At 70.1% G+C, this 13,532-nt stretch carries 13 protein-coding genes; 3 read left to right on the top strand and 10 right to left on the bottom strand.

The genetic code is table 11. The annotated features are described in order from the left end of the window. Positions 1-12: 12 nt before the first annotated feature. From ybeY to hrcA, 7 genes are all read right to left on the bottom strand, one after another. Positions 13-477 carry an rRNA maturation RNase YbeY gene (gene ybeY / locus ACFX43_RS11550; protein WP_378820808.1) on the bottom strand — a complete coding sequence of 155 codons (465 nt, stop codon included), beginning with the start codon at positions 475-477 and terminating at the stop codon, positions 13-15. After that, a complete protein-coding gene (locus ACFX43_RS11545) occupies positions 474-1,514 on the bottom strand; it encodes a PhoH family protein (protein ID WP_378820806.1) in 1,041 nt (346 codons plus the stop codon). The genes ybeY and ACFX43_RS11545 overlap by 4 nt, the downstream gene beginning before the upstream one ends. Before the next feature lie 91 nt (positions 1,515-1,605). After that, positions 1,606-2,658, bottom strand: a complete 1,053-nt coding sequence (locus ACFX43_RS11540; protein ID WP_378820804.1) for a winged helix DNA-binding domain-containing protein — start codon at positions 2,656-2,658, stop codon at positions 1,606-1,608. Between the two features lie 15 nt (positions 2,659-2,673). Then, the gene (locus ACFX43_RS11535) at positions 2,674-3,135 is read right to left on the bottom strand and encodes a Gmad2 immunoglobulin-like domain-containing protein (protein WP_378820803.1); all 462 of its coding nucleotides are present in this window, start codon (positions 3,133-3,135) and stop codon (positions 2,674-2,676) included. 70 nt (positions 3,136-3,205) lie between these two features. Then, positions 3,206-3,949 carry a 16S rRNA (uracil(1498)-N(3))-methyltransferase gene (locus ACFX43_RS11530; RefSeq protein WP_378820801.1) on the bottom strand — a complete coding sequence of 248 codons (744 nt, stop codon included), beginning with the start codon at positions 3,947-3,949 and terminating at the stop codon, positions 3,206-3,208. 6 nt (positions 3,950-3,955) lie between these two features. Further along, the gene (gene dnaJ, locus ACFX43_RS11525; RefSeq protein ID WP_355227967.1) at positions 3,956-5,149 is read right to left on the bottom strand and encodes a molecular chaperone DnaJ; all 1,194 of its coding nucleotides are present in this window, start codon (positions 5,147-5,149) and stop codon (positions 3,956-3,958) included. A 37-nt stretch (positions 5,150-5,186) separates the two neighbouring features. Continuing rightward, positions 5,187-6,221, bottom strand: coding sequence for a heat-inducible transcriptional repressor HrcA (hrcA, locus tag ACFX43_RS11520; RefSeq protein WP_378820798.1), 1,035 nt, complete (start codon positions 6,219-6,221; stop codon positions 5,187-5,189). Between the two features lie 197 nt (positions 6,222-6,418). Here hrcA and ACFX43_RS11515 point away from each other — a divergent pair, with 197 nt between their 5' ends. After that, positions 6,419-6,691: a hypothetical protein gene (locus ACFX43_RS11515; protein ID WP_378820795.1), complete on the top strand. Its 273-nt coding sequence runs from the start codon at positions 6,419-6,421 to the stop codon at positions 6,689-6,691. A gap of 19 nt (positions 6,692-6,710) precedes the next feature. Then, entirely contained in the window at positions 6,711-7,559 is an 849-nt protein-coding gene (locus tag ACFX43_RS11510; protein ID WP_378820792.1) for a DUF3097 domain-containing protein, read from the top strand. A gap of 8 nt (positions 7,560-7,567) precedes the next feature. On the opposite strand, the gene ACFX43_RS11505 is transcribed toward ACFX43_RS11510, so the two are convergent. Together ACFX43_RS11505 and hemW are read right to left on the bottom strand one after the other, a co-directional pair. Continuing rightward, positions 7,568-7,762 carry a PspC domain-containing protein gene (locus ACFX43_RS11505; RefSeq protein WP_091048517.1) on the bottom strand — a complete coding sequence of 65 codons (195 nt, stop codon included), beginning with the start codon at positions 7,760-7,762 and terminating at the stop codon, positions 7,568-7,570. 89 nt (positions 7,763-7,851) lie between these two features. Beyond that, positions 7,852-9,063: a radical SAM family heme chaperone HemW gene (gene hemW / locus ACFX43_RS11500; protein ID WP_378820789.1), complete on the bottom strand. Its 1,212-nt coding sequence runs from the start codon at positions 9,061-9,063 to the stop codon at positions 7,852-7,854. Between the two features lie 69 nt (positions 9,064-9,132). Here hemW and ACFX43_RS11495 point away from each other — a divergent pair, with 69 nt between their 5' ends. Beyond that, a complete protein-coding gene (locus ACFX43_RS11495) occupies positions 9,133-9,840 on the top strand; it encodes a GNAT family N-acetyltransferase (protein ID WP_378820786.1) in 708 nt (235 codons plus the stop codon). A 137-nt stretch (positions 9,841-9,977) separates the two neighbouring features. Here ACFX43_RS11495 and ACFX43_RS11490 read toward each other — a convergent pair whose 3' ends face one another. Next, positions 9,978-13,406: an error-prone DNA polymerase gene (locus ACFX43_RS11490; protein WP_378820784.1), complete on the bottom strand. Its 3,429-nt coding sequence runs from the start codon at positions 13,404-13,406 to the stop codon at positions 9,978-9,980. Positions 13,407-13,532: the final 126 nt, after the last annotated feature.

The raw sequence follows: 13,532 nt of genomic DNA, 5'->3' as shown, positions 1-13,532 counted from the left end.
TTGGTGGTGCTCCTACTCGGGTGCGGTGGCCGAGGAGCCCCAGGCCTTGAGCAGCTTGGCCTGCAGCCCGAACATCTCGGCGTGCTCGTCGGGGTCCACGTGGTCGTAGCCGAGCAGGTGGAGGATGCCGTGGGTGGTCAGCAGCTCGATCTCCGCCACGGTGCCGTGGCCGGCTGCCTCGCCCTGCTTGGCCGCGATCGTCGGGGCGATGATGATATCGCCCAGGTCGCCCTCCTCCGGCTCCTCGTCGAGGCGGCCGGGGAGCAGCTCGTCACCGGGGAACGACAGCACGTCGGTCGGGCCCTCGGTGTCGAAGTAGCGCTCGTTGAGCGCGGTGATCGTGGCCTCGTCGCCGAACTTGATCCGGAGGTCGGCCTGCGGGTGCACGCGCAACTGCTCGAGCAGGAAACGAGCAAGCTTGGCGACGTGCTCGACGTCGATCTCCTGCTCGGACTCGTTGATGATCTCCGTGCTCATCGAACCTCTCCGGAGGCCCGGCCCTGGCTCTGCACGTCGTGCTCCTCGTAGGCGGCGACGATCTTGGCGACCAGCCGGTGGCGTACGACGTCGTGGCTGGTCAGGTTGTTGAAGCTGATGTCCTTGACGTCGTCGAGGATGCCCTCCACGACCCGGAGCCCGGACTTCTGGCCGTTGGGGAGGTCGGTCTGGGTCACGTCACCGGTGACCACGATCTTCGAGCCGAAGCCGAGGCGGGTCAGGAACATCTTCATCTGCTCGGGCGTGGTGTTCTGCGCCTCGTCGAGGATGATGAAGGAGTCGTTGAGGCTTCGCCCGCGGAGGAACGCCAGCGGGGCGACCTCGATGGTCCCCGACGCCATCAGCTTGGGGATCAGCTCCGGGTCCATCATGTCGTGCAGCGCGTCGTAGAGCGGGCGCAGGTAGGGGTCGATCTTCTCGGTCAGGGTGCCGGGCAGGAAGCCGAGCTTCTCGCCGGCCTCGACCGCCGGACGGCTCAGGATGATCCGGGTGACCTGCTTGGTCTGCAGCGCCTGGACCGCCTTGGCGACCGCCAGGTAGGTCTTGCCGGTGCCGGCCGGGCCGATGCCGAAGGTGATCGTGTGCTTGTCGATCGCGTCGACGTAGCGCTTCTGGTTGAGCGTCTTGGGACGGATGCTGCGGCCGCGGTTGGAGAGGATGTTGAGGCTCAGCACATCGGCCGGCTTCTCGGTCGTGTCGGCCTGGAGCATGCCGATCACCCGCTCCACCGTCTCGCCGCTGACGCCCTGGCCGGTGCGGATGATCTGGACCAGTTCCTCCAGGACCCGCTCGATCATCGCGATCTCGCTGGGGGCGCCGTGGAGGGTGATCCGGTTGCCGCGCACGTGCACGTCTGCGTCGAAGTGGGCCTCGATGATCCCGAGGTGCTCATCGGCCGGACCGAGGACGGTCACCATGTCGACACTGTTCGGAACGACCACCGTGTGTTTGGTCGTAGCGGAGACCCCCTGGTCGGAGGTGTCGGTCGGAAGCGGACTTGGGTGTCGATCGGTCATGGATGCCCGGAGCGGGCCCTTTCTCGTCACGAGGCTGATGCGTCCATGGTACGCGGGCGCTCGGCCCCTCTCCTACTGGATAGTTCGGGCGTCAGCTCGCGAGCAGCGATTCGACGCGTACGGTCTCCTCGGCGAGCTCGTCGCGCTCGTCCGGGGTGAGGTCGCGGAGCAGCTTGACGACCTCGACCTTGCCGTCGACCGGCTTCCAGAGACCGATGAGGTGGCCACCGCCGATGATGACCGCGCCGCCGCCACCGATGCCCCACTCCTTCCGGGTCCCCTTGGCGGTGATCCGCTCCCGGTTGGCGTGCGAGAGCCAGACGTTGTCGAACCTGCCCAGCAGCCGCACCGGAGCGTGCTCCTCGCCGGTGGCGAGCGGAGCGTCCGGGACGTCGTAGAGGGTCTTGCCGGCCTCGTCGCGGTAGGTCACCAGCCCCTCGATCCGCTTGACCACCGGGCCCAGGCGCGTCAGCGACGACCAAGTGGTGATGTCGGCGGCGGTCGCCGGCCCGAATGCGCGCAGGTAGCGGCGTACGATCTCCGGCGCCAGCGTCGGGACGACGTCGTCCACGGCCACCGGCGGCACGCCCGTCCAGCGCGGGAGCAGGTCGTAGACGAGCCCGCCCGAGCCCTTCCACAGGCCTCGCGGCGGCAGCTGGACCAGCGGCAGCTCGTTGCGCGCCCGCAGGCCGAGGGCCTTGGCCGGGACGTCGGGGAAGTGCTCGACCAGACCTGCCTCGAGGGCAGCGTTGGGCAGCGCCCCGAGAGCGAGTACGTCCTCGGCCGCCTCCGCGAAGCCCTTCAGCTGCGCCGCCGGGCGGACGATCTCGACCCGCTGGGTGTAGAAGTCGTGGACCGGCTGGGTCCAGGCCCTGATCAGCGCGGCGTCGGCGGCGGTGTGCATGTGGATCGTCGACCGCAGCGAGGAGAGCCGGACCAGCGCGCTCGACTCGAGCTGTGCGCTGAGCGCGTAGGGGTCGAACGACTCCAGCCGGGCGGCCAGCGCGAAGAACGGCGGCATCGACTCCTGCGCCTGCAGGCCGACCAGATGTTCGATCATCTCGGCCGGGGTGAGCGAGGCCCGCGACAGCAGGTGCTGGCGGAGCAGGAGGGTCCGGTTGAGCTGCCGTTCGGTGAGGATCACGGTAGCGATGATCTCCTACTCGACGGTGATCCGGGCGCCAACCTCCTCAGAAGGCTTCCCCTCGCCGTCGGAGGTGTCGTCGGTGCGAGCGATGAAGAGGTACGTCCCGGGCTCGAGCTCGGAGACGTCGACCGTGGTCTTCCACGGGTAGAGCTTGTCCACCCAGCCCTCGGCCGTCGCGGCCCCCTCGAGCACCGTCTCGCCAGTGGTGTCGCGGACCTCCCACGGCACGTTCGCCTCGGGAGAGTTGGCCTTGCCCGAGGCCTCGAAGCTGTCGGAGACCGTCGCCCCCTCGGCCGGCGCCGCCAGCGTGATCAGGCCGGAGGTGCGTGGCAGCACGGATGGCTCCTCCGACGGCTGGGTCGAGACCTCCGGATCCTCGGCGACGGCATCGTTGCTGCCGCACCCGGCAGCCAGCACGCCGCAGAGAGCAAGAGCGATCATGGCGCCCGCCGGACGCGTACGTGTGCTCCTCATGCCTCCATACTCACCCGGCATCCCCGAAGGACGAACCCACCACGCCGAGCAGTCGGCGGTCGGTCGGTGGTCAGTCCCAGCGGCGGGTGCGGGCCAACAGGGCGGCGGAGGCGGCGACGCCGGCGGTCGAGGTGCGCAGGACCTCGCCGCCGAGGCGGATGGTGGTGGCGCCGGCCTTCTCGAACAGGGAGATCTCCTCCTCCGTCAGGCCGCCCTCGGGGCCGACCACGACCAGGATGGTGCCCTCGTCGATGACGGGGACGGCGCCGAGCGGGAGGGTGCCCTCCTCGTGGAGCACGACGGCGACGTCGGCCGCCTCGATCTTGGCCACGACCGCGTCGGTGGTCGCCAGCGGCTCGACCTCGGGGTGCCACAGCCGGCGCGACTGCTTGGCGGCCTCCCTCGCGGTGGCCCGCCAGCGGGCCAGGGACTTGACCGCGCGCTCGCCCTTCCAGACGGCGACCGAGCGGGTCGCCGCCCACGGGACGATGCTGGCGGCGCCGATCTCGGTGAGCATCTCGACGGCGAGCTCGCCGCGATCGCCCTTGGGCAGTGCCTGGACGACCGTCAGCGCGGGCTCGGGCGGCGCGTCGCCGAGGATGATCTCGTTGACGCGTACGGTCATCGACTTCTTGGTGGTCTGCGTGATCGTGCCGGTGACGCCCTCGCCGGCGCCGTCGGTGAGCACGACCTCCTCGCCGACCCGGAGGCGGCGTACGACCACCGCGTGGTGGCCCTCGTCACCGCTCACCTCGATGTCGTCGCCGACACGGGTGCCGACGAGCGACTCGACGAGGTGAACAGGAAGGGTCATCGTGGATCAGTGCCCGTTGAGGGTGTCCTTGAACCAGGAGAAGACGCCGCCCTTGTGAGCCGCCTTGAGCTGACCCTGGACGGACTCCTCACCACGCATCTCGGCGAGCTGGCGCAGCAGCGCCTCCTGCTCGAGGTCGAGCTTGGTGGGGGTCTCCACGTTGATGGTCACGATCAGGTCGCCGCGACCGCCCCGCAGACCGGGCACACCGCGACCACGCAGGACGTGGTCGGTGCCGGACTGGGTGCCGGGCTTGAGGTCGATCTGGATCGAGGCGTCCTCGGGGTCGATCTGGTCGGCGCCCTCGCCGACGAGGTCGGCCTCCAGCGTCGGCAGGTTGAGCGTGGTGCCGAGCGCGGCCGCGGTCATCGGCACCTTCGCGGTGCAGTGCAGGTCGTTGCCCCTCCGCGTGAAGGTGGCGTGCTTGGCGACGTGGATCTCGACGTAGAGGTCGCCGGCAGGGCCGCCACCGGGGCCGATCTCGCCCTGCTCGGCGAGCTGCACCCGGGTGCCGTCGTCGACGCCCGGCGGGATCTTCACGGTCAGGGTGCGGTGGGAGCGCACCCGGCCCTCGCCGCTGCAGTCACGGCACGGGTCGGGGATGACGGTGCCGAAGCCGTTGCAGGCCGAGCACGGGCGCAGCGTGCGGATCTCGCCCAGGAAGGAGCGCTGCACGACCGCGACCTCACCCTGGCCGTGGCAGGTCTCGCACGGGACCGGGTGGGAGCCTTCCGCGGCCCCCTCGCCACCACAGGTGTCACAGACGACCGCGGTGTCGACCTTGAGGTCGCGGGTGACGCCGAAGGCGGCCTCGGCCAGGTCGATGTCGAGCCGGATGAGGGCGTCCTGCCCGCGGCGTACGCGCGGACGGGGGCCACGTCCGGCGCCACCGGTGCCCGCACCGGCGCCCCCGAAGAAGGCGTCCATGATGTCGGTGAACGAGAAGCCCGCGCCCTGGGCGCCGAAACCACCCGCGAACGGGTCGCCACCGCGGTCGTACGCAGCCCGCTTCTGCGGGTCGCTCAGCACCTCGTAGGCGTGGGAGATCTCCTTGAACTTCTCCTGCGACTCGGCGTCGGGGTTGACGTCAGGGTGGTACTGGCGCGCCAGCTTCCGGTACGCCTTCTTGATCGTTGCGTCGTCGGCGTCCTTGTCGACACCGAGGAGCTCATAGGGGTCCAACGTCGGTCTTCCTGCCATCGAAGTTCGCTGATCTTCCTTGAATCGAATCTGCTGCTCAGGCCTCGTCGAGGATCCGGGAGAGGTAGCGCGCCACCGCGCGCACCGCCGCCATGGATCCGGGGTAGTCCATCCGGGTGGGGCCGACCACGCCGAGCGTGGCCAGCGCCTCGTCGCCAGGTCCGTAGCCGGTCGCGACCACGCTGGTCTGCGACAGCTCCTGGTAGGGGCCCTCGGCGCCGATCCGCACCGTGACCAGGCCGCCCGCGGTCGCCTCGCCCATCAGCTTGAGCAGGACGACGTGCTCCTCGAGGGCCTCCAGGAGCGGGCGCACGGCGGTGTCGAAGCTGTCGCCGAAGCGGGCCAGGTTGCTGGTGCCGCCGATGGAGATCCGCTCGTCGGAGCGGTGGTCGTTCATCGCCTCGATCAGGGCCTCCGCCACGGCGGAGGCGAGCGGGTCCTGCGGGGCGTCGGCGGGTTCGCCGGCCGGCTGGGCGATCGTGCGCAGCGCCTCGCCGGCCTCGGCGATGACGGCGCCGGCGACCGCGGTGTTGATCTTCGCGCGCAGCGTGGCCAGGGTCTCCTCCGAGACCTCCTCGGTCACCTCGAGCAGTCGCTGCTCGACGCGGCCGGTGCTGAGGATGAGCACGAGGAGGAGCCTGGTCGGGGCCAGCGCGACCAGCTCTACGTGGCGGACGGTCGAGCGGCTCAGGGTCGGGTACTGCACCACCGCGACCTGGCGGGTCAGCTGGGAGAGCAGCCGGGTCGAGCGACTGACGACGTCGTCGAGGTCGACCGCGCCGTCGAGGAAGCCGGCGATCGCGCGCTTCTCGGCCGCGGTCATCGGCTTGACCGTGGTCAGCCGGTCGACGAAGAGCCGGTAGCCCTTGTCGGTGGGCACCCGGCCGGCGCTGGTGTGGGGGGCGGTGATGTAGCCCTCCTCCTCCAGCGCGGCCATGTCGTTGCGTACCGTCGCCGGTGAGACGCCCAGACCGTGACGCTCCACGAGCGCCTTGGAGCCGACCGGCTCCTCGGTCTTCACATAGTCCTCGACGATCGCCCTGAGGACGGAGAGCCTGCGTTCGTTCTGCATCTGCCCTCCTATCGCTCTGGCTGCCTGGCACTCATTCCGTGCGAGTGCCAATCCTACCGGTTCGCGTCACAGGCACCAGTTTCCGGTGGCCGCTCCGCTCTGTGGAACGGAACACTCCTCTCGTCATCGAGATAGCCTTAGGTTAGGCTGACCTTAGAGCCATTCGTTGCACTGCTTCCGCCCCACTGGAGAGTCCTATGATCGCCGACGATCTGCTGGTCCGCATCACGGCCCACGCCAACGACGAGCACCAGACGGACCTGTGCCGCTCGCTCTCCGCACGGCTCGGGCTGCGGCCGCGTCACATCGTGGGCGTACGCCTCTCCAACCTCACCGCCGAGAGCGTCGACGTCTCCTGGATCACCCTCGACGGCGGCCACCACGTGACCTTCCGGTTCCCGGAGACCGCGGCCACGCCGGACGAGGTTCTCGAGCAGCTCGGGCGCGTACTCACCGGTTCTCGCTGCTGACTCCACTAACGTTCTCCGGATGAGCGATCGCTACGGCTCCGACGTACTGGCCGGCGACTGGCGCAAGCCCAAGAACGGGCGTGCCGTCGAGACTCCCGCAGAGCTGGGCGCTGTGGTCGAGGAGGTCGAGACCGATTTCGTCGGCGAGATCGTGCGGATCGACCGCGACCTGCACACGCTGACCCTGGAGGACCGGAAGGGCAAGCGGCGTACGTTCCCGCTCGGGCCGGGCTTCTGGCTCGAGGGAAAGCCGGTCATCCTCACTCCCCCGGTGACCCGCACCGCCCCCGCGAAGCCGACCCGCACCGCGTCGGGCTCGGTGGCCGTGGACAACGTCAAGGCCCGGGTCGCGCGCGAGTCGCGGATCTTCGTCGAGGGGCGTCACGATGCCGAGCTCGTCGAGAAGATCTGGGGCGACGACCTGCGGATCGAGGGTGTCGTCGTCGAATACCTGGGTGGTGTCGACGACCTCGCCGACCACCTGGTCGACTTCCGTCCCAGCCGCGAGCGCCGCGTCGGGGTGCTCGTCGACCACCTGGTCAAGGGGTCCAAGGAGGCCCGGATCGCGGAGTCGATCCGGCGCTCCGCGGTCGGTCAGCACGTGCTGATCGTGGGTCACCCGTTCATCGACGTGTGGCAGGCGGTCAAGCCGGCCCGGCTCGGGCTGGATGCCTGGCCGAACGTGCCGCGCTCGATCGAGTGGAAGAAGGGCATCTGCCAGCACATGGGCTGGCCCCACCGCGATCAGGCCGACATCGCGCGCGCGTGGAAGCACATCCTGGGCCGGGTCAATTCGTTCGGCGACCTGGAGCCCGCCCTGCTCGGGCGGGTCGAGGAGCTGATCGACTTCGTGACCGAGCCCGTCTGAGCCTGTCGTCAGTAGGACGACTTCTTCGGCATGATGATCCACAGCACGATGTAGACGATGAACTGCGGTCCGGGAAGCAGGCAGGAGATCACGAAGGCCAGCCGGATCAGGTTCGAGTTGATGCCGAAACGGGCGCCGAGACCGCCGCAGACGCCGGCGATCCATTTGTCGTTGCTGGGACGGGAAAGAGTTGTGGTTGCCATGGCTCCACTCTCCCCCGTCAGGCCCTCTTTACCAATCAGGATCACCCCTGATCCTTCGATCAGGACCAAGGTCCCGGACTCAGGGATGCTCAGGGGAGCAGGTCTCGGACCACCGCGTCGGCGAGGAGTCTGCCGGTCTCGGTGAGGAAGATCGTGTCGTCGGCGACGGTGACCAGGCCGCGGCGTACCTGCTCCGGAACAGCGGCACGGCCGTCGTCGTCGAGGGCTTCTGTCGGGAGGCCGTCGGCGAGCCTCAGCTCGAGCAGGACGCGCTCGACCCGCCGGTCCTCCTCGGCGAGGATCTCGCGGGCGTGGGCGGGGCTCTGCTTGGCGCCGATGCGGTCGGCGTACGCCTTGGGGTGCTTGACGTTCCACCACCGGGTGCCGCCGACATGGCTGTGGGCGCCGGGGCCGACGCCCCACCAGTCGCCGCCCTGCCAGTAGAGCATGTTGTGGCGGCAGCGCTGGGACTCGTCGGTGGCCCAGTTGGAGACCTCGTACCAGGCCAGGCCGTGCTTTCGGAGGGTGGCGTCGGCCAGCTCGTACTTGTCGGCGAGGTCGTCCTCGTCGGGCATCTCGATCTCGCCTCTTCTGACGCGTCGGGCCAGCGCGGTGCCGTCCTCGACGATGAGGGAGTAGGCCGAGATGTGGTCGGGGTTGCTGGCCAGCGCGGCGTCGAGGCTGGTGCGCCAGTCGTCGATCGACTCGCCCGGGGTGCCGTAGATGAGGTCGAGGGAGACCTGCTCGAAACCGGCCTCGCGGGCCCATTCCACGACCAGCGGGACCCGCTCGGGGTCGTGGGTGCGGTCGAGGGTCTCGAGTACGTGGGGGACGGCCGACTGCATGCCGAAGCTGAGCCGGGTGAAGCCGCCCTCGCGCAGGGTGCGCAGGTAGTCCAGGTCGACGGAGTCGGGGTTGGCCTCGGTCGTCACCTCGACGTCGTCGGCGAGGCCGAACTCGTCCCTGATCGCACCGAGCATGCCGGTCAGGTCGCTCGCCGGCAGGAGCGTCGGGGTGCCACCGCCGAAGAAGACGGTGTCCACCTGCTTGTCACTGTCGGCCAGCACCCGGCGCGCCAGCCTGACCTCCTCGATCGCCTGGTCGGCGTACGTCTGCCGGCTCACGCCGGGGCCCAGCTCGATCGCGGTGTAGGTGTTGAAGTCGCAGTAGCCGCACCTGACCGTGCAGAACGGGACGTGGACGTAGAAGCCCAGCCCCTTCTCCCCCAGCGTGCTCAGCGATTCGGCCGGCAGTGACCCGTCGGTGGGGGCGGGGTCGCCGGGAGGCAGAGCGGAAGGCACCCCTCCATTATCGATCCACCTGTCGAAAAGGGTTAACCGTGACAGGAGGGGTGGTGGGAAAATTCCGGCGTGTCCGTCTCGCAGCCTGATCTTCTTCTCGACGATGTTCTCGACAACCCGGTCTGGCACTCGCTGACCGGTGCGCACGCCTCGCTCGCCGAGGGCTCGGGGCTCGCCCGTCGCTACCGTCCCGACGTCTCGCCCTTCGCCGCGGTCTCGGATCCGGGCGAGCCGCAGGCGTGGCGCGACCTGGCCGCGGCCGTCGGAACCGGCGGCACCGCGCTGATCACCGGCGCGGCCGGTGTCTGCGGGGACGGGTGGGAGATGGTCGGTGGCGGCGAAGGCGTCCAGCTCGTCGAGACGTCACGGGTCGTTGCCGCGCCCGATCCCGAGGCGGTCGTGCTCGGAGCCGCCGACGTACCCGAGATGCTCGACCTCGTCGCCCGCACCGAGCCTGGACCGTTCGAGAAGTCGACCCACACGATGGGTACGTATCTGGGGCTGCGCCACGAGGGCCGCCTCGTCGCGATGGCCGGCCAGCGGATGCACCCAGGCGGCTGGATCGAGATCAGCGCCGTCTGCACCGCGCCCGAGGCACGCGGCCGCGGCCTGGCCAGCCGCCTCGTCCTCGCGGTCACCGCCGACATCCACGCCCGCGGCTCTCGTGCGCTGATGCATGCCTCGGTCGCCAACACCGGCGCCATCTCGGTCTACCTCGGTCTCGGGTTCGAGGAGCGGCGGCGTACGACCTTCGAGATGTTCCAGGCGGCCGGCTAGCGCCGAGGCGTCACCCCCGTCGGCCGAAGCGTCACCCGCGTCGGCCGAGAGGTCACGTACGTCGCGCGAGAGGTCACCGGCTGCCGTCTCGGCCGACGGGAGTGACGCCTCGGCCGACCTAGCTGACGCCTCGGCAGTCAGTGGAAGTCGCGGGAGCGGTGGCGGGAGGCGATGGCCTTGGCGGCCTCGGGGTGGATCTCCTCGAGCGGGGCGAGGCGGTCGGCGACCAGGTTGGTGACTCCGTCGTTGCGCTCGAGGATGCCGCGGATGAGCATGACGGAGGTGGAGACGGCGATCTTGCGGTGCTTCCTCCACAGGCCGGCGGAGCAGACGACGTTGAGCATGCCGGTCTCGTCCTCGAGGTTGATGAAGGTGACGCCGCCCGCGGTCCCGGGACGCTGGCGGTGGGTGACCAGGCCGGCGACGGTGATGCGCCGGCCGGGCTCCGAGGTGGGGAGGTCGCTGATCTTCGGGAGCCCCGCAGCGGTCAGGCCGGCCCGGAGATGGGCGAAGGGATGGCTGCCGGGGGTCACGCCGGTCGCCCACAGGTCGGCGAGGGTCTCCTCGACCGGGTCGAGGCCGGGCAGCGCAGGGGTCTCGGCGGTGAACCGCACCCCTTCGAGCTGGTCCTCGGTCTCGGTCCAGCCCGCCTGCCACAGCGCCTGGCGACGGCTCGATGTGAACACCTCCAAACATCCGGCGGTCGCCAGCGCCTCGAGCTGGGCGCGTTCCAGTCCGGCGCGACGGGAGAGGTCGAGGGAGTCCTTGAACGGCGCCTCCTCGCGGGCCTTCACGATCCGCTTGGCAACGTCCTTGCCGATGCCGCGTACGGAGTCCAGGCCCAGCCGCACCGCGAAGTTGCCGTCACGCCGGTGCTCCGGGGTCGGGTCGGGGGTGCCGGGCACCCACGGGGTCTTCTCGCCGTCCAGCCGGCAGTCCTCTTTCCCGGTCGGCGACACGAGGTCGACATCGAGCGGCTCCAGGTCTGCCGCGGCCTGGCTGAGGACGAGGTCGGGGCGGCGTACCTCCACTCCGTGGCGGCGGGCGTCCTGGGTCAGCGACTGCGGTGAGTAGAAGCCCATCGGCTGGGCGCGGAGCAGGCCGGCCAGGAACGCGGCCGGGTAGTGGAGCTTGAACCACGACGAGGCGTAGACGAGCTTGGCGAAGCTCAGCGCGTGGGACTCGGCGAAGCCGAAGTTCGCGAAGGAGAGGATCTGGGTGTAGACCGCCTCGGCGGTCTCCTCGGTCATCCCCTTGGCTCGCATGCCCTCATAGAGCTGCTCCTTGAGCGAGTCGATCCGCTCGAGACCACGCTTCGAGCCCATCGCCCGGCGCAGCAGATCGGCGTCGTCGTGGTTGAAGTCGCCCAGGACGCGACCCATCTCCATGAGCTGCTCCTGGAACAACGGCACCCCGAGGGTGCGCTCCAGCACCGGCTCCAGCAGCTCGTGGGCGAAGCTGACCTCCTCGCGCCCGGTGGCCCGGCGTACGTAGGGATGGACCGCCCCGCCCTGCACCGGCCCTGGCCGGATGAGCGCGATCTCGATGGCCAGGTCGTAGAAGCAGCGCGGCTGCAGGCGCGGCAGGGTGCCGATCTGCGCGCGCGACTCGACCTGGAAGACCCCGATCGAGTCGGCCCGGCAGAGCATGTCGTAGACCGCCGGCTCCTCCTTGGGGATGGTGGCCAGGGTCCAGCCCTCCCCCAGGTGCTCGAGAGCCAGATGCATCATGTGGTCGAGCGCCGCCAGCATCCCGAGCCCGAGCAGGTCGAACTTCACCAGCCCCATGTATTCGGCGGCGTCCTTGTCCCACTGGATCACGGTGCGCTTCTCCATGCGGGCACGCTCGATGGGTACGACCTCGCCGATCGGCTCCTCGGTCAGCACCATGCCGCCGGAGTGGATGCCGAGATGGCGCGGGGCTCCGTGGATCTCCTCGGCCAGCGCGAGGACCGGAGCGGGGATGCCGACGTCGTCCGGTGCCTCGACGCGGGAGTAGCCGAGATGCTTGGACCAGGCGTCCTGCTGGCCGGGGCTGTGGCCGAGCGCCTTGGCCGCGTCCCTGACCGCCATCTTCGGCCGGTAGCCGACGATGTTCGCGACCTGCGCGGCGTTGCGCCGGCCGTAGGTGTCGTAGACCCACTGGATCACCGTCTCGCGCTTGTCGGAGTCGAAGTCGACGTCGATGTCCGGCTCCTCCTCCCGGTGCTCGGAGATGAACCTCTCGAACGGCAGCTTGTAGAAGACCGGGTCGATCGCGGTGATCCCCAGGGCGTAGCAGACCGCGGATGCGGCCGCCGACCCTCGCCCCTGGCAGAGGATCTTCTCGCTCCGCGCGAACTCGACGATGTCGTGCACGATCACGAAGTAGCCCGGGAAGTCCTTGCGCTCGATGACGTCGAGCTCGTGCTCCACCCGCTTGCGGGCCTTCTCGACGAACTCCGGGTCGGTGGCGTACGCCTTCGCATAGCGCTCCGCGAAACCCTCCTCTGTCAGGTGGCGCAGCCGGCTCGCGGCGGTCTCGCCCTCGGGGATCCCGCGCTTGGGCAGCTTCGGGGTGGCCTTGCGCAGGTCGAAGGCGCACTCCTCGGCGATCTCGACACTACGCGCCACCGCCCCCGGGTAGCGCCGGAAGAGCTGGTCCATCTCCTCCCCCGACCTGACGTACGCCACCGGGCCGGCCGGCAGCCAGCCGGCGATGTCGCTCAGGGTGCGCCGCGCGCGGACCGCCGCGAGCGCGTCGGCCACCCGGTGCCGGTCGGGCGTGGCGTAGTGGACGTTGTTGGTGGCGACCGTGGGCAGGCCGGCCTCGCGGGCGATGCCGGCGAGCAGGTCGTTGTCGTAGGAGTCGGTCGGATGGCCGCGGTCGGTCAGCTCGACGACGACGTTGTCGTGGCCGAACCTGTCGGTGAGGTCGCGCAGCGCCCGGGCCGCGGCGATCGGGCCCGTGCCGGTGAGGGCCTGACGTACGGTGCCCTTGCGGCACCCGGTCAGGATCAGCCAGTTGCCGGCGCGAGCCCGGTCGGCGAGCTCGTCGAGGTCGTAGGCCGGCCGGCCCTTCTCGTCGCCGCGCAGCTGCGCCTCGGTGATCGCGCCGGCCAGCTGCCGGTAGCCCTCGACGCCCCGGGCGAGCACGAGGAGGTGGCTGCCCTCGGGGTCGGCGATCCCGTTCTGCGGCTTGGTCAGGCCGAGGGACAGCTCGGCGCCGTAGATGGTCCGCAACCGGTCGCTCTCACCGGCCGGGCCCAGCTTCTGCGCCGCCTCCGCGAAGGCGGGCGCCCCATAGAAGCCGTCGTGGTCGGTGATCGCGATCCCGCGCAGCCCCTGCCGAATCGCCTCGGCGACCAGAGCCGACGGCGAGCTCGCTCCGTCGAGGAAGGAGAAGTCGGAGTGGGCGTGGAGCTCGGCGTACGGCACCACCGGGCCCTCCGGCCCGCGCACCTCCTCATCGGTCAGCCGCTTCTTGCGGCGCGAGATCGGCGCATCGCCGTAGGGATCCTTCGGCGGGCGGCCCGACAGTCGCCGCTCCAGCTCCTTCCACGGGATCTCGGGGTTGTTCCAGCCCATCAGCCGAGCCCATCAGTCGTAGCTGGCTTCGGTGAGCCAGTGGTCGGTGTCGAAGGTGGCCAGCCAGGCGCGGCCGTCGACCCCGACGAGCTGGAAGCGGGCGACCCGCCGCCCGCCGCCGGGCTC

The sequence above is a fragment of the Nocardioides sp. YIM B13467 genome, assembly GCF_042788075.1.
Lineage (GTDB): Bacteria > Actinomycetota > Actinomycetes > Propionibacteriales > Nocardioidaceae > Nocardioides.
The sequence above is the reverse complement of the archived record's forward strand: the minus strand, read 5'-3'. Positions and strand labels throughout refer to the sequence as shown.

Coding starts and splice junctions, on each gene's coding strand:
- ACFX43_RS11515 (WP_378820795.1), top strand. CDS start 6,419: ATGATCGCCGACGATCTGCTGGTCCGCATCACGGCCCACGCCAACGAC.
- ACFX43_RS11545 (WP_378820806.1), bottom strand. CDS start 1,514: ATGACCGATCGACACCCAAGTCCGCTTCCGACCGACACCTCCGACCAG.
- ybeY (WP_378820808.1), bottom strand. CDS start 477: ATGAGCACGGAGATCATCAACGAGTCCGAGCAGGAGATCGACGTCGAG.
- dnaJ (WP_355227967.1), bottom strand. CDS start 5,149: ATGGCAGGAAGACCGACGTTGGACCCCTATGAGCTCCTCGGTGTCGAC.
- ACFX43_RS11510 (WP_378820792.1), top strand. CDS start 6,711: ATGAGCGATCGCTACGGCTCCGACGTACTGGCCGGCGACTGGCGCAAG.
- hrcA (WP_378820798.1), bottom strand. CDS start 6,221: ATGCAGAACGAACGCAGGCTCTCCGTCCTCAGGGCGATCGTCGAGGAC.
- ACFX43_RS11490 (WP_378820784.1), bottom strand. CDS start 13,406: ATGGGCTGGAACAACCCCGAGATCCCGTGGAAGGAGCTGGAGCGGCGA.
- ACFX43_RS11530 (WP_378820801.1), bottom strand. CDS start 3,949: ATGACCCTTCCTGTTCACCTCGTCGAGTCGCTCGTCGGCACCCGTGTC.
- ACFX43_RS11505 (WP_091048517.1), bottom strand. CDS start 7,762: ATGGCAACCACAACTCTTTCCCGTCCCAGCAACGACAAATGGATCGCC.
- ACFX43_RS11535 (WP_378820803.1), bottom strand. CDS start 3,135: ATGAGGAGCACACGTACGCGTCCGGCGGGCGCCATGATCGCTCTTGCT.